Origin of the sequence: Methyloceanibacter sp., from assembly GCF_050726195.1 — a bacterium.
Lineage (GTDB): Bacteria > Pseudomonadota > Alphaproteobacteria > Rhizobiales > Methyloligellaceae > Methyloceanibacter.
Map to the genome: position 1 here is coordinate 1 of NZ_JBOHJC010000025.1, position 20,470 is coordinate 20,470.

Consider the following 20,470-nt stretch of genomic DNA (forward strand, 5'->3'; position numbering starts at 1 on the left):
CGCCGGACCCGATCGGCATCGCGAAATTCGAGTTCGACGAAGAGGACGAGATCGACACGACGCCACGCGACGACGACGCAACGAGCGTCGTCATGGAGGCGAGCGAGCTGGTCCACGAGGTGTCGGAGCCGGCTCCCGCCGGCGACGAGGAGGTAGTCGAGGTCGGCGGGATTGCCGAGGCGCCGGTCGTCGACGATGAGGACGACGAGGAGTCTGGCGAGACGGTCGGCCAGCCGGTCGCCATGAAGGAAGGCAACGCCGAGGAGGCCGCCGAGCGGGTCGAGTCGGTCGGCTCAGAGGACGCGCTCGAGGAAGTGCCGGAGCGGGCGCGGCGCCGGCGCGGCCGTCCCTACAAGATCCAGGAAGTGATCCGCCGCCGCCAGATCATTCTCGTGCAAGTCGTCAAGGAGGAGCGCGGCAACAAGGGTGCCGCCCTAACCACCTATCTCTCCCTCGCTGGCCGGTACACCGTGCTCATGCCGAATACGGCACGCGGGGGCGGTATTTCGCGCAAGATTACGCAGCCGACAGACCGCAAACGCCTGCGCGAGATCGCCGGCGAGCTCGAAGTCCCGGACGGGATGGGCCTAATCATCCGCACCGCGGGCGCACAGCGCACCAAGACCGAGGTCAAGCGCGACTACGACTATTTGCTCCGTCTGTGGGAGAACGTCCGCGACCTCACGCTGAAGTCGACGGCCCCTGCCCTCGTCTACGAGGAAGGCAGCCTGATCAAGCGCTCGATCCGCGACCTCTACAACAAGGACATCGACGAGGTGCTGGTCGCGGGCGACGACGCCTATCGCGAGGCCAAGGACTTCATGCGCATGCTCATGCCGAGCCACGCCAAGAACGTAAAGCCCTACAAGGAGCCGGAGCCCGTCTTTATCCGCTACCAGGTGGAGCGCCAACTCGCGGCGATGTTCTCGCCGCAGGTGGTGCTGAAGTCAGGCGGCTATATCGTCATCAACCAGACCGAGGCTCTCGTCTCGGTCGACGTCAACTCGGGCAAGGCGACCCGTGAGCACAATATCGAGGACACGGCGCTCAAGACCAATCTCGAGGCCGCCGAGGAGATCGCCCGGCAGCTTCGCCTGCGCGACTTGGCCGGCCTCATCGTCATTGACTTCATCGACATGGACGAGCGGCGCAACAACCGCCTGGTCGAGCGGCGCTTGAAGGAGGCGCTGCGCTACGACCGCGCGCGCATCCAGGTCGGGCGCATCAGCCATTTCGGGCTGCTGGAAATGTCCCGCCAGCGCTTGCGCACCGGAATGCTGGAAGGCTCGACGACCTCCTGCCCGATGTGCCAGGGCACCGGCATCGTACGCTCGGTGGAATCGGTGGCGCTCGACATCCTGCGCTCGGTCGAGGACCGGCTCATCACCGACGGCGTGGTGCCGCTCGTCACCACCACGGCGGTGGATGTTGCGCTCTACATTCTCAATCAGAAGCGCGCGCATCTGAAGGATATCGAGGCTCGCTATCAGGTGCCGATCACCGTGACCGCCGACAAGGAAATGCACATCTCGCAGTTCGTGATCGAGCGCGCCGCCGAAGGCGCGTTGATCAACGGCGAGAGCTCCGTTGTGCATATGGACTGGGCGCATCATCGCGAGGAAACGCCGCCCCCCGCCGCTGAGGCGGAGGCCGAGCCGGGCAAGCGCCGCTCGCGGCGGCGGCGGCGTGGCAAGCGTCACGGCGAAGACGGCGCGGATGCCGAGCGTCCGCCGCGCGCCGCCAAGTCCGCGGGGGCCGTGGAGGACGATGCCGAGGCCGAGGACATGACCGAGGAGATTGCCGAAACCGAGGCGAGGCCTCAGGAGCGGAAGGCACCGCGCCGTCGAGGCCGCCGCGGCGGCAGACGCGGCCGGTCAGGCCAGCGGCAGCAGCCGTCAGCCGGCGGCGATGTCCAAGTGGAGAGTGGCACGGACCTGTCCGAAGCGAGCGCTCCGCACCGGGAGCCTGCCGCAAAGGAGGCACCCGCGCCTCGCGAGGAGCGGCCGAACGGCAAAGGCCCTGAGGAAAATCAGCCAAGCGGACGCGCCGAGCGCCCTGCACGCGAGAAAGAGCCAACCTTCAGCGTGGCCTCGACGTCCGAGGAGCCGGCCTCGCAGTCAGAGGCGCGGGTCGAAAGCGAGGGGGACGGCGAGCCGACATCGCGGCGCAGAGGCTGGTGGTCGCGCGGGTAAAATCTGAGCAGGCGCCTAGCGCGCCTCCTCATTCCTGCTTTTGCTTGAGCCAGGCGGCGATGCGGCGCGCCGCTTCGCGCATCTTGGCTTCAGGCCCCGCGTAGCAGAGCCTTATGTAGCTCCGCCCCCGGTCGGGATCGAAGTCGATGCCGGGCGTGGTTGCGACGCCGATGTCCTTCAGCATCGCCTTGGCAAACGCCTCGCTATTCGAAGTGAAGCGGCTCACGTCGGCGTAAAGATAGAATGCGCCGTCGGCAGGCAGAATGGCGCTAAGCCTGGCGCGCGGCAGCTCCTGGAGCAGCATGGCGCGATTGCGCGCGTAGCCGGCCTTGATCGCCTCCAATTCGTCGATGCCATCGAAAGCCCCGAGCGCCGCGACCTGCGAGATCGCGGGCGGCGAGATGTAGAGGTTCTGCGCGAGCCGCTCGATGGGGCGGATCAGGGCCTCCGGCACCACGAGCCAGCCAATGCGCCAGCCGGTCATGCTGAAATATTTGGAGAAGCTATTGACGACGATGGCCTCGCCGGAATGTTGCAGCGCCGTTTCAGCGACCACGTCGTATTCCAGCCCGTGATAGATCTCGTCGGAGACGAGCCATAGTCCGTGCCGCCGGCATGCCGCAGCGATCTCGGCGAGGCGCGGGCCCTCCACCATGGTCCCCGTCGGGTTGTTGGGGCTGGCCAAGAGAAGGCCGGCGACTTTCTCGGCAGCAAGGTGATCGACGTCGGCGATCGTCGGCATCCAGCGACCCTGACCTGACGTTTCGATCAGGAACGGGCGCATGCCAAGCGCCTTCAGGACCTGCCGGTAGCAGGGATAGCCCGGCGACGGCAGGCCAAGTGCCTCGCCAGGATCGAGAATGGCAAGGAAGGCGAGCACGAAGCCCGCCGATGAGCCTGCGGTGACGACGATCCGCTCCGGCCCCACGCCGACGCCATAACGCTCCGTCATGTAGCGCGCGATGCGCTCGCGCAAGGCCGGAAGCCCAAGCGCCTCGGTGTAGCCGAGCCGCTCCGATTCGAGCGCGCGCCGTGCGGCCTCACGCGCCGCGCGCGGGGCAGCGGTCGCCGGCTGGCCGACCTCCATATGGATGATGTCCTCCCCCTTCGTCTCGCGGGCGTTGGCCTCGCCCATCACGTCCATGACGATGAACGAGTCTATGCTGCGCGCTTCGGCGATCGGCCGCGGCAGTCCCCTCTCCTTCGCCTTGTCGTTCACGGGGCTTGCCTCGCGCATTGTTGATTTTCGCCTCGATGTGCCGTCACGTTGTCGCCTCATTCAAAAGTCAAGCAAACAAGGCTTGGCAAATGGCGCAAAGGCCGGAAGCGGCAGCGAGCGTAACGCCCGGAGAAGGCGAAAGAAAACAGGCGTCTTTGCCCCGCTTCGCGCAAGCTATACGATCAAGCCCAACCATGCCTCTCTTGGCTCAATCCCGACCTCATCGAGCCCCTTCGCGGCTTCGCACCGGGCTTGTGGCCGGGCTTATCGGCTCGCTCGTGGTCTCGACCTCGGCCGACGCGGCGGGGCTCATCCGCGACGCTGAGATCGAGGCGCTGATCCGCGACTACGCCAAGCCCATCCTTACCGCCGCCGGCTTGGGCTCGCACAATGTCCAGATCCATATCGTCAACGACCGGAACTTCAACGCCTTCGTCGTCGACGGCCAGAACATGTTCATGCACGCGGGTGCATTGATCATGGCGGAGACGCCGAACCAGGTCATCGGGGTGATCGCCCACGAGACCGGTCATATTACCGGCGGCCACCTCGCGCGGCTGCGCACGCAGATCTCGAAGGCAAAGTCCGCGGCGCTTATGCTTCAGCTGCTCGGCCTGGCCGCCATGGCCGGCGGCGCCATCGCCGGCGCGCCGGGCATGGGGCAGCTCGGCATGGGGGCCGCGTTCGGCGGCACCGACGCCGCCATGCGCAGCGTGCTGGCCTACCGCCAGACCGAAGAATCGTCCGCCGACCAAGCCGCCATGGTGTTTCTCAACGCCACCAAGCAATCCGGGCGCGGCATGCTCGAGACGTTCGACGTGTTGGCCGAGAAGCTCCGCGGCATCCAGGGCATCAACCCTTATCTGATGACCCACCCGTTGCCGAAGCAGCGCATCGAGCAACTGCGGGAGCTTGTGGTCTCGAGCCCCTATTACGACAACAAGGACCCGCCCGCGCTCCAGTTCCGCCACGACCTGATACGGGCCAAGCTCTCGGGCTTCCTCGACAAGCCCGAGGTCGCGTTCAATCGCTATCCGGCGACCGACACCTCCCTTGCTGCCGTCTATGCGAGGGCCATTGCCACCTATCGGCAGTCCGGCGTGCAAGTCGCCATGCCGCTCCTCGATCAACTCATCGCCGCGCAGCCGAATTGGCCCTATTTCTACGAGCTCAAGGGCCAGTTCCTGTTCGAGAGCGGCAAGGGCGCGACGGCGATCGAGCCACTGCGCAAGGCGGTCGAACTCGCGCCGAACGAGCCGCTGATCCGTATCATGCTGGCGCAGGCCCTGATCGGCACCAACAATGCGAAATACCTCGACGAGGCGATTCGCAACTTGCGCACGGCGCTTGCCCGCGAGAGATCCTCGGCGATGGGCTATCGCCAGCTCGCCTCGGCCTATGCACGCAAGGCCGAACTGGCACATGCCTCAGGCGCCAAGCGCCAATTCATGGCCGAAGCTTCACTTGCCTCGGCCGAAGCCTATTTCTATGAAGGTCGCTTAAGTCTTGCCAAGCAGCAGGCCAAACGGGCCAAGGAAGGTCTGCCCAACGGCACGCCGAATTGGATCAGGGCCGACGACATCCTCGCCTTCGAAATTCCTCAGCACAACTGACTCTAGCCCCCGGAGACCTTGAGTATGACCCCTAAGACTGGCTTGGCCACTGCATTGGTGGCCGCCGTCGTGGCTGCCATCGTCAGCGCCGCCACGATCCTCGTCATTTGGCGCACCGCCCCGGGGGTGGTGGACGCCCCGTCCGCTTCGTTGCAGGAGAACGAGGTCGTCGACATCGTTCGCAACTATCTCACCGAGAACCCCGAAATCCTCGTGGAGATGACGACCGAACTCGACAAGCGCCAGCAGCAGGAGCAGGCGGCGTTGCAGGAGAAGGTCATCAGCGACAGCGCCGACGCGCTGTTCCGCTCGCCGCTTGCGTTCGCCGCGGGCAATCCCAACGGCGACGTCACCGTCGTCGAGTTCTTCGACTACAATTGCGGTTACTGCAAACGCGCGATGCCGGACGTCGTCAAGTTGATCGACAACGACGGCCAGGTGCGGTTCGTGTTCAAGGAACTGCCGATCTTCGGCGAAGAGTCCGAAGATGCGGCCAAGGGGGCGCTCGCCGCGAACAAGCAGGGCAAGTATTTCGAGATGCATCAGAAGCTGTTCACCGCACCAGGCAAGGCCAACAAGGACAAGGTGCTGCGCGTCGCCAACGAAATCGGCCTCGACGTGCCGCAGCTCGAGAAGGACATGGAAAGCGAAGAGGTCCAGCAGGCGCTCGACGAGGCGAGAGAACTCGCCCAAAAGCTCGGCCTGCAAGGCACGCCGCTCTACCTGATCGGCGACCGGACCATCCCCGGGGCGCCGGAGGACCTTTACGATCAGCTCGTGGAAAACGTGGCGGAGGTCCGCAAGAACGGCTGCAAGGCCACCTGCTGAGGGCCTAAGTCCAGGGGCACCCTGGCTCCATGGCCTTTTGCCGAGCGGCGGAAAAGCTGATAAAGGGGCGCGTTTCCCCAAGGAGCGGGTTGGCGTTCAGCGGCCGGCCCGGCCAACGACAGGCGCCCCGCGATCCACCATGGCCAAACCGATCTACGTCTTGAACGGTCCCAATCTCAACCTGCTTGGGTCCCGCGAACCGGAGGTCTACGGCAAGGGGACGCTGGACGACCTCCGCCAAAGGTGCGAGCGGAAGGCCAAGGCGCTCGGCCTTAAGGTAGACTTTCGCCAAAGCAACCACGAGGGCGAGCTGGTGGCCTGGATTCAGGAGGCGAGGACGGACGCGGCGGGTCTCATCGTCAATGCCGGCGCGTTTACCCACACTTCGATCGCCATGCTCGATGCACTGCTCGCCTGCCCGGTTCCCGCCGTCGAGGTTCACCTCTCCAATATCTTCACTCGCGAGCCGTTTCGCCACCGGTCGTATATCTCCAAGGCGGCGGAGGGCGTGATCTGCGGCTTCGGTGCGTTGGGCTACGAGCTGGCCATCGAGGCCCTCGCCGCCACGATCTCTCCCGGCAAGGCCGGCTGACAGTCAGAAAGGACGCCGATGACCAACGACGGGGGCACCCTCGACAAGGATCTGATCAGAGAGCTCGCCGCGCTTCTCGAGGAGACCGGACTCACTGAGATCGAGATCGAGGTCGAAGGCCGCCGCATCAGGGTCGCCCGTGGCGTCAATCTCACCACGACCTTGACCACGACCTCCAACGGCGGCGCGGCCGAGCCCCGCGATCATCGCGAGCCGAAGCAGCGCGGGTCGCAAGCCGAGGACGTCGCGGTGCACCCAGGCACCGTCACCTCGCCGATGGTCGGCACCGCCTATCGCTCGCCGGAGCCCGGTGCGCCGCCGTTCGTCGAGGTCGGCACCAGGGTCGCGGCCGGCCAAACCCTGCTGATTATCGAAGCGATGAAGACCATGAACCAGATCCCGTCGCCAAAGGCCGGTACCGTCATCGCCATTCTGATCGAGGACGGTCAGCCGGTGGAATACGGCGAGCCCTTGGTGGTGATCGAGCAACATTAGTCGGTCTCGATGTTCGACAAGATCCTGATCGCGAACCGGGGAGAGATCGCGCTTCGCATTGAACGTGCCTGCAAGGAGCTCGGCGTCGCCACTGTGGCGGTGCACTCGACGGCCGACGCTCACGCCATGCATGTCCGCCTCGCCGACGAGAGTGTGTGCATCGGCGCGCCTCCGGCCAAGGACAGCTATCTCAACATCCCCGCCATCGTCGCCGCCTGCGAGATCACCGGCGCCGACGCGGTGCATCCGGGCTACGGCTTCCTCGCCGAGAATTCCCGCTTCGCCGAGATCCTCGAGGAACACAAGATCGCCTTCATCGGGCCGACGGCCGAGCACGTGCGGCTGATGGGCGACAAGATCAGGGCCAAGGAGACGGTCAGGGAACTCGGCATCCCCGTTGTGCCGGGGTCGGACGGCGCGGTCGGGAGCCTCAAGGAGGCCGAGGCGATCGCCAAGGCGATCGGCTATCCCGTGATGGTCAAGGCGGCGGCAGGGGGCGGCGGCCGCGGCATGAAGCTCGCCTCATTCGAGAACGAGCTTGCACCGGCGCTTTCGGCGGCGCGCAACGAGGCGCGCGCCGCTTTCGGCGACGATACGGTCTATCTGGAGAAATATCTCGCCCGGCCCCGTCATATCGAGGTGCAGGTGCTCGCCGACGGCCAGGGCAACGCCATCCATCTCGGCGAGCGCGACTGCTCGCTCCAGCGCCGCCACCAGAAGCTCTGGGAGGAAGCTCCCTCGCCCGCTCTCAACGAAAGCGAGCGCATCCGCATCGGCGAGACGGTGGCGAAGGCCATGCGGACGCTGGGCTACCGCGGTGTCGGCACCGTGGAGTTCCTGTACGAAGGGGGCGAGTTCTTCTTCATCGAGATGAACACGCGCCTCCAGGTCGAGCACACCGTCACCGAGATGGTCACCGGGCTCGACCTCGTGATCGAGCAGATCCGCATCGCCGCCGGCGCGCCGCTGTCGCTCCGCCAGGAGGACGTGCGCTTCAACGGGCACGCCATCGAATGCCGCATCAACGCCGAGAATCCGCACACCTTCAGGCCGTCGCCGGGAACGATCACCCATTTCCATCCGCCGGGCGGGCTCGGGGTGAGGGTCGATTCAGGCGCTTACGCCGGCTACACCATTCCGCCGTATTATGACAGTCTGATCGGCAAGCTCATCGTGCATGCCCGCACGCGCAACGAATGCTTGATGCGGCTCAAGCGGGCGCTCGGAGAATTCGTCGTTGATGGCATCGAGACCACCATTCCGCTGTTCACTTCGCTCATCTCCGAGCCCGACATCGTCGATGGCAACTACGATATTCATTGGCTCGAGGACCATCTGTCGCCGAACACCTCGCGCCAGGGGTAGAGCGCCATGACCACCATTGACGACGTGATGATCGAGATCACGCCGCAGGTGCTGCTCAAGGCCTATGCGTGCGGCATCTTCCCCATGGCGGAGAGCGCGGACGACAACGCGCTCTACTGGATCGAGCCTGAGCGACGCGGCATCCTGCCGCTCGACCGGGTGCACATACCGAAGAGCCTCGCCCGCACCATCCGCCGCGGCGGCTTCGACGTGAAGGTCGACAACGACTTCGAGGCGGTCATCGAAGGCTGCGCCGCGCCCCGCGCGGGCCGGCGCTCGACGTGGATCAACGGGCGCATCCGTGGCCTCTACCGCGAGCTGTTCGCGCTCGGCCATTGCCATACGGTCGAGGTGTGGCAGGACGGCGAACTGACCGGCGGCCTGTACGGCGTCCATCTGGGCCGCGCGTTCTTCGGCGAGAGCATGTTCAGCCGCGCGCGCGATGCGAGCAAGATCGCGCTCGTCTATCTGATCGCTAGGCTAAAGGCGGGCGGCTTCATCTTGCTCGATACGCAATTCGTGACCGGGCACCTCGCCCGTTTCGGCGCGATCGAGGTCAGCCGTCAGGAGTTTCAGCGCCTTCTCGAGGACGCGTTGGGGACGAGCCAGGGCAACACGTCGGGCTCGGGCGCCGCGGCGGCCGCAGGTGGCGGCGGCTCTGCGGCGGCCGGCGGCGGTGCCTCGGCGGCTGCAGGAGGCGCAGGCTCGCCCTCGGCCGGTGCCGGCTCTCCCTCGGCAGGCGCGTTCTCGGTACTTTCCACCGGTTTGGCACCCTCCGGCGTCTTGCAGCTCGTCAGCCAAACGTCGAACACCGGGTGCTCCACGGCGTGAAGCCCGGGACTCTCGGCGAACATCCAGCCGGTGAAGATGCGATGCTGCTCGCCGGTGAGCTTGATCTCGTCCACCTCGACGAATGAGGCGGTGTGCGGCGTCTGCGTCGGCGGGCGCGTATCGCAGACCCGGGGCGTAACCTTCAGCGCGCCGAATTCGACGGTTTGATCGATGGGAATCTCGAGATGGGAGATGCGGCCGGTCACCTTGTCGAGGGCGGCGAACACGGCGATCGGGTTCTTGATCAGCTCGGCGTTGGCGAGGCCGCAAGGCAGCGCCGCGGCGCCGGCAGCCGCGATGGCTGCCAGAACGTGGCGTCCGAGGGCCGATCCGTCCCTGAAAATGCTCTGCCGTCGCATCATGCCGCACACCTCAAAAGTCCCGGTGCGCTCCTCTACCATCAAAGGCCTCGTCGATCATTGGGGCAACGGTGTGGCAGCAAGCAGCCCCTCCCCTTCAGGCACTGCGTTCGGCGCTGAACCTGAGCCTGACATGGTCGGCGGTCCAGGCGCCCCGGCTGTCGCAGAGGGACGGCCGTACCAGCTCGATCGCCTCGTTGAGCGCGGCCGTCCGTTCCGGCTCAGGGAACTGATCGAAGAAGGAACGGCCGAAGGTCTTGAGCCAGCCTTCGATACCCGTCTTGAGCGGGGTCGGGCGCGACACGAGAACGATCTCCTGGACGGTGAACCCGCCTCTGGTCAGGAGGCGGCTATATTCCTCGACGGTCGGAAAGAACCATGGCGTGACGAGCGCGGGATCGCCCCTCCGCGTCTTGTTCACCGCGCGCATGGCCGTGGCCAGCGCGGCGACATTGCCATGACCGCCGAGTTCGCCGACGAACCGGCCGCGCGGTTTGAGCGCCCGGGCGACACCGGCGATCACGCGCTCTGGTGCCCGCATCCAGTGGAGCGCAGCGTTGGAGAACACCGCGTCGAACTCATGCACGAAGTCGAGCTCGTGGCCGTCCATCTTGCGGACGGTGAGTCCTTTCATGCGCGCCACCGCGAGCAGCTCGTCGCTGAGATCGACGCCGAGCACGTCGGCGCCGGCGGCCTTGATCTCCGCGGTCAGGGTGCCGTCGCCGCAGCCAAGGTCGAGGATGCGCTCGCCGTGCTTCGGCGCCAGCATGGCGAACACCGCGCCAGCCATCTCCTGCACGAAACGACCGTTCTTCGCATAGTCCGCCGCCGACCAGCGCTGAACCGATTTCGGCGCGGCATCCGCCGTCGATGAGTGGGTCATTTCGGCTGCCACGGCTCGTAGTCCATGCGCGGCTTCTGCACCTGCGGACGCAAGGTCGAGCCGGGCGGACGGTACGCCTCGTAGGTGCCGGTCATGTTTGGCCGGTGCGCCTTCTGCCATGGGCGCGGCGTGTAGTCCTCTTCCGTCGGCGGCACATCGACGGTGTGATGCAGCCAGGCATGCCACTCCGGCGGAATCTGCGACGGCTCCGACAGGGTGCGGTAGATCACCCAGCGGCGGTCGCCATTGAGCTCCCGGTAATAAACGTTGCCGAGACCGTCCTCGCCGACGCGCTCACCCTTTCGCCAGGTGAAGAGTCGCGTGCCGAGGGTGTTGCCCTTCCACCAGGCAAACAGTTCACTGATAAGTCCCATGAATTTGGTTCGGCGCCTACGGAGCTGATGCTCGGGACTATGGCCTTTTGCCCCAGCCCCTGTCCAGCGGCGCCAACGACGCGCTCTAGTTCTGGGCTTCGCGCATCCGCAAGACGTAAGGCTCGGCGCCGTGCTCCGCGCCGACGGCGAGCGGAGCCCGTGCCGGTACGGGGACGTAGGTCGGGCGCGGGAAGCTCAGTGCGAGGCGCTCCTCCATGCCGGCGACGACATAATGCTCGCCGTCGAGCTCGAAGGGCCGGTCGTCGTTGAGCAGCCAATCGAGCCGACGATAGAGTGTGCTGGCCGAGGTGGGCAGCACCAGCACCTGATGGGCCCCTGCCCTCAGCGCCTCTTCGATGAGACCGGGCTTGGCATGGGCGCTCATCACCATGGCCGGGATGAAACTCAAGGGGCCGGCGTCGCGGTGGCGCATCGACCTGACGAGGTCGGGCCCGGAAATGGGTTGCATGGCCGCTGCGGCGATGACGAGATCCGGCGCACCGCGGGTCATCGCCTCGAAGGCCTCGGCGGGACTCTCATGGGTGTCGATGCGGCCGACGCCGATCGCCGCCAGCATCGCCCGCATCATGGCGAGCATTGGCCGCCGATTGTCGACGACCGACACAACAATCTGCTCGAGGTCGCGGCCAAAGGCGCGATGCTGGAACTGGGACTGCACGCGATTCCCCGCTTTACGACGCTTTCGGGACCTTCAACAAATTACTGATGCGGTCGTAAATAGAGGATGAAGGATACGCTCAAAGTTGGCGACTTCGCGGCCCAAGGATGGAGGAATTGCTCCCGTCCGCGCCTTATCAACCTCCTTTGTCCAGAGCCCCGCCGCGCGCGGGCCTGCACGCTTAGAAGGAGCGCACGAGAGCCCCGGAAAGGGCCCGTTTACGGGGCTGGCCGAGCGGCCGCCTTGCAAGTCACCCAACACCTTTCCACATACAATTCCTGCACTCGCCCACAGGGTTTAGTGGTACAGTAACCGGTCGGTGCATAGATGTTGATGGGGAAGACGAATCGCCCCACGTTCGAGAGTTGCGCGAACGCATTGGAGAAAGCCTGATTTTTGAAGGGGGTGGGGAGCACGATGCGGATTCAGAGACGTTTTACCGAGCCAGGACGGTCACCTTATGAGGCCATTTCGTTCCGGGAGAGCCGGAGCGAGATCAAAAACCCCGACGGCTCGGTGGTGTTCGCGCTCGACCGCTTTCAGGTGCCGGCCCAGTGGAGCCAGGTCGCCGCCGACATCCTCGCGCAGAAATATTTCCGCAAAGCCGGCGTCCCGGCGCGGCTCAAGCGGGTCGAGGAGAATTCCGTGCCGTCTTGGCTGTGGCGGGCGACGCCCGACGAGGCGGCGCTTGCCGAGCTGCCGGAGGCGGAGCGCTTCGGCAGCGAGACCGACGCGCGCCAGGTGTTCGACCGGCTCGCCGGCACCTGGACCTATTGGGGCTGGAAGGGCGGCTACTTCTCCTCCGAGGAGGACGCGTCCGCCTTCTACGATGAGCTCCGCCACATGCTTGCCATGCAGATGGGGGCGCCGAACAGCCCCCAATGGTTCAACACGGGGCTGCATTGGGCCTATGGCATCGATGGCCCGAGCCAGGGACATTACTATGTGGACTTCGCCACGGGCGACGTCCGGGCCTCAACCTCGGCCTACGAGCATCCCCAGCCGCACGCTTGCTTCATCCAGTCGATCGAGGACGATCTCGTCAACGAGAACGGCATCATGGACCTCTGGGTGCGCGAGGCGCGCCTGTTCAAATACGGCTCCGGCACGGGCACCAATTTCTCGCGGCTGCGCGGCGAGCACGAGCCCTTGTCGGGCGGCGGCAAGTCCTCGGGCCTGATGAGCTTCCTCAAGATCGGCGACCGGGCGGCCGGCGCCATCAAGTCGGGCGGCACCACGCGGCGCGCCGCCAAGATGGTGGTGGTCGACATCGACCATCCCGACATCGAGGCCTACATCAATTGGAAGGTCACCGAGGAGCAGAAGGTGGCGGCGCTCGTCACCGGCTCCAAGATCCTCGCCGAGCGGCTCAATGCCGTGCTCAAGGCGTGCGTCAATTGCGAGGGCGACGGCGACGACTGCTTCGATCCCAAGCGCAATCCCGCGCTGCGCCGCGAGGTGAAGGCCGCGCGCAAGGCCAAGGTGCCAGACAACTTTATCCGCCGGGTGATCCAGTTCGCCCGCCAGGGCTACACCTCGATTCAGTTCCCGACCTACGACACGGACTGGGACTCCGAGGCCTACCGTACCGTCTCCGGCCAGAACTCCAACAACTCGGTCCGGGTCCCCGACGCCTTCCTCGAGGCGGTCGAGGCCGACGGCAATTGGGACCTCATCCTCCGCAAGAACGGCGCCGTGGCGAAGACGCTCAAGGCTCGGGCGTTGTGGGACCAGATCGGCTACGCGGCATGGGCCTGCGCCGACCCAGGCATCCAGTTCCACACCACGATCAACGACTGGCATACCTGTCCGGCGGCGGGCGAGATCAAGGCGTCGAATCCCTGCTCCGAGTACATGTTCCTCGACGACACCGCCTGCAATCTCGCCTCGCTCAATCTGATGGCGTTCCGCAATGCGGACGGAAGCTTCGCCGTCGAAGCTTACGAGCACGCCATCAGGCTGTGGACGGTCGTGCTCGAGATCGCCGTGACCATGGCGCAGTTCCCGTCGCGCCGCATCGCGCAACTCTCCTACGAGTACCGGACGCTCGGGCTCGGCTACGCCAATATCGGCGGCCTGCTGATGGCCTCAGGAATTCCGTACGACTCGGCCGAAGGCCGGGCGCTGTGCGGCGCGCTCACCGCCATCATGACCGGCGTGGCCTATGCCACGAGCGCCGAGATGGCGCGGGAGCTCGGTCCCTTCCCCGGCTATGCGGCCAACCGCGAGCCGATGCTCAAGGTGATGCGCAATCACGCGCGTGCCGCCCGCGGCGACAAAGAGGGCTACGAGGACCTCGCCATGTCGCCGGTGCCTCTCGACCATGCCTCATGCCCGGAGCCGCAGCTCCTCGCCCACGCCATGCGCGCCTGGGACCAGGCGCTCGAGCTTGGCCGCGCGTTCGGCTACCGCAACGCCCAGGCCACGGTGATCGCGCCCACCGGCACGATCGGCCTGGTGATGGATTGCGATACCACCGGGATCGAGCCCGATTTTGCCCTGGTCAAGTTCAAGAAGCTCGCTGGCGGCGGCTATTTCAAGATCATCAACCGCATGGTGCCGGAGGCGCTCCGCGTGCTTGGCTATGGCGAGGAAGCGGCCAAGCGCATCATCGACTATGCGGTGGGCCGCGGCACGCTCGCGGGCGCGCCTGGCGTGAACCACGAGACGCTCGCGGCCCGCGGCTTCACGCCCGATAAGATCGCGGCGGTGGAGAAGGCGGTGGCGTCCGCCTTCGACATCAAGTTCGTGTTCAACAAGTGGACGCTCGGGGAGGCCTTCTTGACCGAGGTCCTCGGGCTCGAGCCGGCCCGGATCGATGCGGCCGATTTCGACCTTCTGGCCGAGATCGGCTTCGCCAAACGCGAAATCGAAGCGGCCAACGAATATGCCTGTGGGGCCATGACCTTGGAAGGCGCGCCGGGGCTCGAGCCCGAGCACCTGCCGGTGTTCGACTGTGCGAGCCCGTGCGGGCGCAAGGGCAAGCGCTTCCTCTCGGTGGAGAGCCATATCCGCATGATGGCCGCGGCCCAGCCCTTTATCTCCGGCGCCATTTCCAAGACCATCAACATGCCGAACGACGCCTCCGTCGAGGACTGCAAGGAGGCCTATCTCCTCTCCTGGCGGCTCGCGCTCAAGGCCAACGCGCTCTATCGCGACGGCTCGAAGCTGTCGCAGCCGCTCAACGCCCAGCTCCTCGCCGACGAAGAAGAGGAGCAGGACGAAGTGCTGGCCGCGATCGTCTCGGACCAGCCGCAGGTGCAGCGCGCCACGGTGATCGCCGAGCGCATCGTCGAGCGCATCGTCGAGCGGGTCCGTGCCCGCGCCGATCGCGAGCGCCTGCCCGACCGGCGCAAGGGTTACACCCAGAAGGCCGTGGTCGGCGGTCATAAGGTCTATTTAAGAACTGGCGAGTATGCCGATGGGCGGTTGGGCGAGATCTTCATCGACATGCACAAGGAGGGCGCCGCCTTCCGCTCGCTCATGAACAACTTTGCGATCGCGGTGTCCGTCGGCTTGCAGTACGGCGTGCCGCTGGAAGAGTTCGTCGATGCCTTCACCTTCACGCGGTTCGAGCCTGCAGGTCCGGTGCGCGGGAACGAAGCCATCAAGAACGCCACCTCGATCCTTGACTACCTGTTCAGAGAGCTTGCAGTTTCTTATCTTGGGCGGTACGAGCTTGCTCATGTTGATCCAAGTGAGATCGGCAGCACAACCCTCGGCTCAGGGGACGCCGGCGAAGGCAAGCGTTCCACTGAGGCCCTCGTCTCACCAGGCTTCACACGTGGTCGCCTCGGTGAGCGCAGGTTCCTCACGCCGAGCAAAGCGCAGGGCACTGGTGCTCCGGCGCGTGCGTTGCAGGCGCACGCTGCGGACGACGCGCACCCGGAGACCACAAGCCTTGCCGCCGCATCTACTCAATCTCCTTCGTCGGAGACGGTCGAGCATGTCGCTCTTGCCGTCGAGGCGCTCGCCGAGCGTGGCCCATCAGTTCTTGTCGCGGAAGCGCGCGTTAAGGGTTATGAAGGGGAAGCGTGTGGAGAATGCGGTAACTTTACCCTCGTACGAAACGGTACGTGTCTCAAATGCGATACGTGCGGAGCGACGAGCGGTTGTAGTTAGAGTGAGACCTTACCCAGCCAGCCACCCGAAGGAGGGATGAAAATGGCAGCAAAGAGGAAAGCAGCGAAGAAGAAGGCACCGGCCCGTAAGAAGACGGCCGCCGCCAAAAAGTCGACTGCTAAGAAGACCGGCAAGGCGCGCAAGCGCAAGGCCGCGAAGCGGAAGTAGCTTCTCAAGAGGCGCGGGGCACACCAGCTCCGCGCCTTTTTTCTTCTGATTTTTCCCGCAAAAACAGCCGGTTACCGGTAGGCATCCCTGGACGCGCTCCAGGGATTTTCGTTTTCTGCGCCAGGTTGCGAAGCGAGCGGTCGCGATAACAAGGCGACGCTTCGTTGCGTTGCGCGACGTGGGCAGCGCGTGTCGTTTGCACTCACTCTTGCGCGTCGATGCATCGTGCGCGGGCCGAGCGACGTCCGTCGGCGGTCGTGATCTTCGCGCGGTGCGATGCGCGAAACAGAGTCCGGCGAGGCGCGATCATGACGTCAGTCCCTACCCGCAGCCTCGCGACGGAGAGGCACGCCCGAGGGCCTCATGGCCGAATCAGTCCAGATTCGGATCAGGCACCGACTCGTCCGAGGCCCCCGCCCCCTCGCTATCCACAGCTCTGAAACCTTCCCGGGCGATCACGCGCCACAGGTCCGCCACCGCCGCTTCGAGGCTCGCCTCGTCGGCGCATCGCAGGACCACGAAGGTCCCGAGCCGCTTCTGCTCGAAGAAGGGATAGGAGCCGATCTGCACTTCCGGATGCGCCGCCTGGAGCGCGGCGAGCGGCGGGGCCACGTCGCCCTCCGGCGCATCGACACGGACCGAGCGCGCCAGCACGGGGCGCCCCTTGGCGAGTCGGGGCATGACCTCGTCCAGCATGACCTGCATGATTCGCGGCACCCCGGCCATGACGATCACGTTCTGAAGCATGAAGCCCGGCGCGCGGGATATGGCGTTGTGGATCAGCTCCGCCCCTTTCGGGATGCGGGCCATCCTGAGGCGGGCCGGCGTCAGCTCGCGATCGTCGAAGTGTCTGCGCATGGCGGCGACAGCTTCCTCGTTCAGCGCCGCCTCGACGCCGAAGGCCTTGGCGATGGCGTCCGTGGTCACATCGTCGTGGGTCGGGCCGATGCCGCCGGTGGTGAAGACGTAGGTGAAGCGCCGGCGAAGCTCATTGACGGCGGCGACGATCTCCATCTCCTCATCGGCCACGACCCGCACCTCGCGAAGGCCGATGCCCACGCGGGCCAGGTAGGCGGCGATATAGCCAATGTTCTGATCTGCCGTGCGCCCGGAGAGAATCTCCTCGCCGATCACGAGGAGCGCGGCGGTGACGATGTCCGAACTGGTCCTTGCGTCGGTCATGCCCTGTTCTAGCCGAACATGCCGGCCCTCGCCTCAGGTGTCTTGCGGAAAAGGCAGGTGCATGATTGAACCCGAGCAGATTTACCCCTAAGTGGAGAGAAGTTCCTTATAATCGCACCCCATGTCCAATCTCGAATTCGCCCGCGCCCAGGCGCGCGACACCAAGATCAAGCAGCACGGACCGGAGGCCTTCGCCGGCATGGCGAAAGCGGGCCGGCTCGTGGCCGAGGCGCTCGACCTCCTCACCGAGCATGTGAATCCGGGCGTGACCACCGAGGCGCTCGACACTTTGGTGTTCGACTTCGCCATGGCCCATGACGCCGTCCCGGCGCCGCTGAACTATCGCGGCTTCCCGAAATCGATCTGCACGTCGCTGAACCACGTGGTGTGCCACGGCATCCCGGGGCCTCGCGTGCTCCGCGAGGGCGACGTGCTCAACATCGACGTGACGTTCATCGTCGACGGTTGGCACGGCGACTCGAGCCGCATGTACCCGGTGGGAAAGATCAGCCGCGCCGCTTCGCGCCTGCTCGAGGTCACCTACAACGCCCTGATGCGCGGCGTAGCGGCGGTCAGGCCCGGCGCCACCACCGGAGATATCGGCGCCGCCATCCAGACCTACGCCGAAGGCGAGCGCTGCAGCGTGGTGCGCGACTTCTGCGGCCATGGGCTCGGGCGCGTATTTCACGACCGGCCGAACATCCTGCATTACGGCGAGCCGGGCGAAGGCCTGCCGCTCAAGCCCGGCATGCTGTTCACGATCGAGCCGATGATCAATCTCGGCAAGCCGCATGTGAAGATCCTGTCCGACGGCTGGACGGCGGTAACCCGCGACCGCTCGCTCTCGGCGCAGTTCGAGCATACGGTCGGCGTCACCGAGACCGGGTGCGAGGTGTTCACCCTGTCGCCGAAGGGTTTGGACCGGCCGCCCGTCACGCACTAACCCGAGCGAAGGCCGCATGGGCTTCAAGGACGCCGCCAAGCCGCATTATCTCGGCCATCGCGAGCGCCTGAGGAAGCGGTTTCGCGAGGGCGGCGCCGACGCCCTGCCCGACTACGAGCTGCTCGAGCTTGTCCTGTTCCGCGCCATGCCGCGGCGGGACACCAAGCCGCTGGCCAAAGCGATCCTCGCCCGCTTCGGCAGCTTCGCCGAGGCCATGAACGCGCCTGAGGACCTGCTGCTGGAGATTCCGGGGCTCGGCGAGGCGGCCGTCATCGAGATCAAGCTCATCCGCGCGACGGCGCTTAGGCTGATGCGGGGCGAGGTGTTCGAGCGGCCGGTGCTCGCGTCATGGCAGCAGGTGCTGGACTATTGCCGCGCCGCCATGGGCTTCGAGGCCAAGGAGCAGTTCCGCATCCTGTTCCTCGACAAGCGCAACCAGATGATCGCCGACGAGGTGCAGCAGCGGGGCACCGTCGACCACACGCCGGTCTATGTGCGGGAGGTGGTGAAGCGGGCGCTGGAGCTGTCGGCCACGGCGATCGTGCTGGTGCACAACCATCCCTCGGGCGACCCCACCCCATCACGCGCCGACATCGAGATGACCAAGCAGATCGTCGCCGCGGCGAAACCGCTTGGGGTCGTGATCCACGACCACATCATCGTCGGCAAGCAGGGCCATGCCAGCTTCCGCGGGCTCGGGCTGATCTAGGCCAATGGAGGGCGTGAGCCGTTAGGCGGGCGCGGGGCCAAACACGAGCACGGCGTTGAGGCCGCCGAACGCGAAGCTGTTCGACATGGCGTAGTTGACCTCGCGCTTCTTGCCGGTGTTCGGCGTGTAATCGAGGTCACACTCAGGATCGGGCTCGTCGAGGCCGACCGTGGCCGGTACGAATTTTTCCTGGATGGCCTTGATGGCGGCGACCGCCTCGATGCCGCCGCCGGCGCCAAGGCAATGGCCGTGCATCGACTTGGTCGAGGAGATGGAGAGCTTGTTGGCGGCGTTGCCGAACACGCGCTTGATGGCGCGGGTCTCGTTGATGTCGTTGACCGCGGTCGCCGTGCCGTGAGCGTTGACATAATCGATGTCGGAGGCGGCGAGCCCGCTGTCGTCGAGCGCCATCTGCATGGCGGTGGAGGCGCCGTCGATCGACGGGTTGACCATGTCGGCGGCGTCAGCGGTCATGCCAAAGCCCAGCAGCTCGGCCAGGATCGGCGCGCCGCGATCCTTGGCGCGCTCGTATTCCTCGAGCATGAGGATGCCGGCGCCCTCGGCGAGAACGGTGCCGTTGCGCTTCTTGCAAAAAGGCCACAACCCGTCGGGGCTCAATACGCGCATGGCCTGCCAGGCGCGCGTCGCGCCCCAGTTGAGCGAGGCTTCGGCCGCGCCAGCGATACCGAGATCGACTTGGCCGCCGCGAATCATCTGGTAGACGAGGCCGATCGCGTGGGTCGCGGTCGAGCAGGCGCTGACCACGCCGAAGGTCGGGCCCTTGATGCCGTATTCGATGCTGACATGGGCGGACGCCGATGAGCCGATCGCCTTCAAGAGCGTGAGCGGGTGGGTGGCCCGCTTGTTCTCCTTGAACAGCATCTTGTAGGAAAATTCGAGGGTAGTGAGACCGCCGACGCCGGAGCCGATGATGCAGGCGGCGCGGTAGCCGTTGTGGTCCTTGACCGGCACTTCGAGCTTCGACTGCGCCACAGCTTCCTGCGCGGCGCAACCCGCATATTGCGAGTATTTGTCGGCCAACAGCAATTGCTTGCTCTGCAAGCGCTCCTTCGGATCGAAGTCCGGCACTTCGCCGGCAATCGTGATGTACAGGTCCTCGGTCGGAAAGCTCTGGACCTCGCGAATGCCGCATGCGCCGCTCTTGAGAGCAGCCCAGAACTTGTCCACGCCTGTGCCCAAAGGAGTGACGACGCCCTGGCCAGTGACCACGACGCGTCTGCGTCCGTTAGTGTGTGTCATGTAGTGCTAAGCCGTACTCCAAGCCTGGTCGACGTCCCGGGAAGGACCCGAGCGGAATGGCCGGTTTAAGCTGCTGCGCCCGAGGCCTTCGTTTCTGCGATGATCCCCTTCACGCGATCGACCACCGAGCCGACCGTCGCGAACGCTTCAACCTCTTCGTTGGCATTATAAGGGATTTCGATGCCGAAGGTATCTTCAATATCGAACACGATCACCGCGAGGTCGAGGGATTCGATCTCAAGCTCGCTCAGGGGGGTTTCGAGCGTTACGGTCTTGGATGGGTCCTTCATGTTCTTTCGCAGAATCTCGATGATCTTGGTGGCCACCTCGTCCATATCGCTCTCCCTGCCCCGTTTGGGGGTCCGTGTCTAATGGTCCCTGGCTGAAACATAGCTAATCCGAGGGCAAGTCGGGCATTGGAATAGACTTAAAAACTGGTCGAGTCTACCCGCGCCCGGCCCTCGGCCGTTCGCCCACCATACGCTCTAATCGCTAACAAAATTGGCGTTTTTGCGCCAGCTTGCGCCTTGGTTTTAGCATATTCCGCCAAGGAGGGGTGGGAACCTCCCCGGCAGGACTTAATCAATACCGTGCTACAATAATAGAAGAGGAAGGGGCTTGCGGCCAATTGCCTCTCATAGAGGCGTCTCCGTCCG

General features: G+C 65.4%; 18 protein-coding genes and 1 pseudogene. 11 read left to right on the plus strand and 8 right to left on the minus strand.

Translation table 11 applies throughout. The annotated features are described in order from the left end of the window. A partial coding sequence (locus tag ACRECX_RS14630) for a ribonuclease E/G (protein ID WP_431559582.1) occupies window positions 1-2,192 on the plus strand: 2,192 nt, incomplete at its 5' end. 28 nt (window positions 2,193-2,220) lie between these two features. On the opposite strand, the gene ACRECX_RS14635 is transcribed toward ACRECX_RS14630, so the two are convergent. Next, window positions 2,221-3,336 (minus strand): pyridoxal phosphate-dependent aminotransferase, encoded by a 1,116-nt coding sequence (locus ACRECX_RS14635; protein WP_431559606.1) that lies wholly within the window; start codon window positions 3,334-3,336, stop codon window positions 2,221-2,223. Between the two features lie 329 nt (window positions 3,337-3,665). On the opposite strand from ACRECX_RS14635, the gene ACRECX_RS14640 reads away from it, so the two are divergent. From ACRECX_RS14640 to aat, 6 genes and pseudogenes are all read left to right on the plus strand, one after another. Then, window positions 3,666-5,024, plus strand: coding sequence for a M48 family metalloprotease (locus ACRECX_RS14640; protein ID WP_431559583.1), 1,359 nt, complete (start codon window positions 3,666-3,668; stop codon window positions 5,022-5,024). 24 nt (window positions 5,025-5,048) lie between these two features. Then, window positions 5,049-5,852: a DsbA family protein gene (locus tag ACRECX_RS14645; protein WP_431559584.1), complete on the plus strand. Its 804-nt coding sequence runs from the start codon at window positions 5,049-5,051 to the stop codon at window positions 5,850-5,852. 139 nt (window positions 5,853-5,991) lie between these two features. Further along, window positions 5,992-6,444 carry a type II 3-dehydroquinate dehydratase gene (gene aroQ, locus ACRECX_RS14650; protein ID WP_431559585.1) on the plus strand — a complete coding sequence of 151 codons (453 nt, stop codon included), beginning with the start codon at window positions 5,992-5,994 and terminating at the stop codon, window positions 6,442-6,444. An 18-nt stretch (window positions 6,445-6,462) separates the two neighbouring features. Next, complete coding sequence (gene accB / locus ACRECX_RS14655; protein ID WP_431559586.1) at window positions 6,463-6,939, plus strand: acetyl-CoA carboxylase biotin carboxyl carrier protein; 477 nt, start codon at window positions 6,463-6,465, stop codon at window positions 6,937-6,939. Between the two features lie 9 nt (window positions 6,940-6,948). Continuing rightward, window positions 6,949-8,304: an acetyl-CoA carboxylase biotin carboxylase subunit gene (accC, locus tag ACRECX_RS14660; protein ID WP_431559587.1), complete on the plus strand. Its 1,356-nt coding sequence runs from the start codon at window positions 6,949-6,951 to the stop codon at window positions 8,302-8,304. Between the two features lie 6 nt (window positions 8,305-8,310). Beyond that, window positions 8,311-8,901, plus strand: a pseudogene (gene aat, locus ACRECX_RS14665) (leucyl/phenylalanyl-tRNA--protein transferase); the annotation flags it as partial. Here aat and ACRECX_RS14670 read toward each other — a convergent pair. From ACRECX_RS14670 to ACRECX_RS14685, 4 genes are all read right to left on the minus strand, one after another. After that, window positions 8,877-9,536, minus strand: a complete 660-nt coding sequence (locus tag ACRECX_RS14670) for a DUF2155 domain-containing protein (protein ID WP_431559588.1) — start codon at window positions 9,534-9,536, stop codon at window positions 8,877-8,879. The pseudogene aat and the gene ACRECX_RS14670 sit on opposite strands and share 25 nt — an antisense overlap. 55 nt (window positions 9,537-9,591) lie before the next feature. Next, the gene (locus ACRECX_RS14675; RefSeq protein ID WP_431559589.1) at window positions 9,592-10,377 is read right to left on the minus strand and encodes a class I SAM-dependent methyltransferase; all 786 of its coding nucleotides are present in this window, start codon (window positions 10,375-10,377) and stop codon (window positions 9,592-9,594) included. After that, window positions 10,374-10,751 carry an NADH:ubiquinone oxidoreductase subunit NDUFA12 gene (locus tag ACRECX_RS14680; protein WP_431559590.1) on the minus strand — a complete coding sequence of 126 codons (378 nt, stop codon included), beginning with the start codon at window positions 10,749-10,751 and terminating at the stop codon, window positions 10,374-10,376. Before ACRECX_RS14680 ends, ACRECX_RS14675 begins: the two co-directional genes overlap by 4 nt. An 85-nt stretch (window positions 10,752-10,836) precedes the next feature. Further along, window positions 10,837-11,430: a response regulator gene (locus ACRECX_RS14685; protein WP_431559591.1), complete on the minus strand. Its 594-nt coding sequence runs from the start codon at window positions 11,428-11,430 to the stop codon at window positions 10,837-10,839. A gap of 417 nt (window positions 11,431-11,847) precedes the next feature. Between ACRECX_RS14685 and ACRECX_RS14690 the strand changes: the two genes are divergently transcribed. Together ACRECX_RS14690 and ACRECX_RS14695 are read left to right on the plus strand one after the other, a co-directional pair. Further along, the gene (locus ACRECX_RS14690) at window positions 11,848-15,552 is read left to right on the plus strand and encodes a vitamin B12-dependent ribonucleotide reductase (protein WP_431559592.1); all 3,705 of its coding nucleotides are present in this window, start codon (window positions 11,848-11,850) and stop codon (window positions 15,550-15,552) included. 42 nt (window positions 15,553-15,594) lie between these two features. Then, complete coding sequence (locus ACRECX_RS14695) at window positions 15,595-15,720, plus strand: hypothetical protein (RefSeq protein ID WP_431559593.1); 126 nt, start codon at window positions 15,595-15,597, stop codon at window positions 15,718-15,720. A gap of 372 nt (window positions 15,721-16,092) precedes the next feature. Here ACRECX_RS14695 and ACRECX_RS14700 read toward each other — a convergent pair whose 3' ends face one another. Further along, window positions 16,093-16,902 carry a competence/damage-inducible protein A gene (locus tag ACRECX_RS14700; protein WP_431559594.1) on the minus strand — a complete coding sequence of 270 codons (810 nt, stop codon included), beginning with the start codon at window positions 16,900-16,902 and terminating at the stop codon, window positions 16,093-16,095. Window positions 16,903-17,023: 121 nt separating this feature from the next. On the opposite strand from ACRECX_RS14700, the gene map reads away from it, so the two are divergent. Together map and radC are read left to right on the plus strand one after the other, a co-directional pair. Next, on the plus strand, window positions 17,024-17,845 hold the full coding sequence (gene map, locus ACRECX_RS14705; RefSeq protein WP_431559595.1) for a type I methionyl aminopeptidase: 822 nt from the start codon (window positions 17,024-17,026) through the stop codon (window positions 17,843-17,845). Window positions 17,846-17,861: 16 nt separating this feature from the next. Further along, window positions 17,862-18,554 (plus strand): RadC family protein, encoded by a 693-nt coding sequence (gene radC / locus ACRECX_RS14710; RefSeq protein ID WP_431559596.1) that lies wholly within the window; start codon window positions 17,862-17,864, stop codon window positions 18,552-18,554. Between the two features lie 21 nt (window positions 18,555-18,575). Here radC and ACRECX_RS14715 read toward each other — a convergent pair whose 3' ends face one another. Together ACRECX_RS14715 and ACRECX_RS14720 are read right to left on the minus strand one after the other, a co-directional pair. Continuing rightward, complete coding sequence (locus tag ACRECX_RS14715) at window positions 18,576-19,814, minus strand: beta-ketoacyl-[acyl-carrier-protein] synthase family protein (RefSeq protein ID WP_431559597.1); 1,239 nt, start codon at window positions 19,812-19,814, stop codon at window positions 18,576-18,578. A gap of 65 nt (window positions 19,815-19,879) precedes the next feature. Then, a complete protein-coding gene (locus ACRECX_RS14720; protein ID WP_431559598.1) occupies window positions 19,880-20,149 on the minus strand; it encodes an acyl carrier protein in 270 nt (89 codons plus the stop codon). Between the last annotated feature and the right edge of the window lie 321 nt (window positions 20,150-20,470).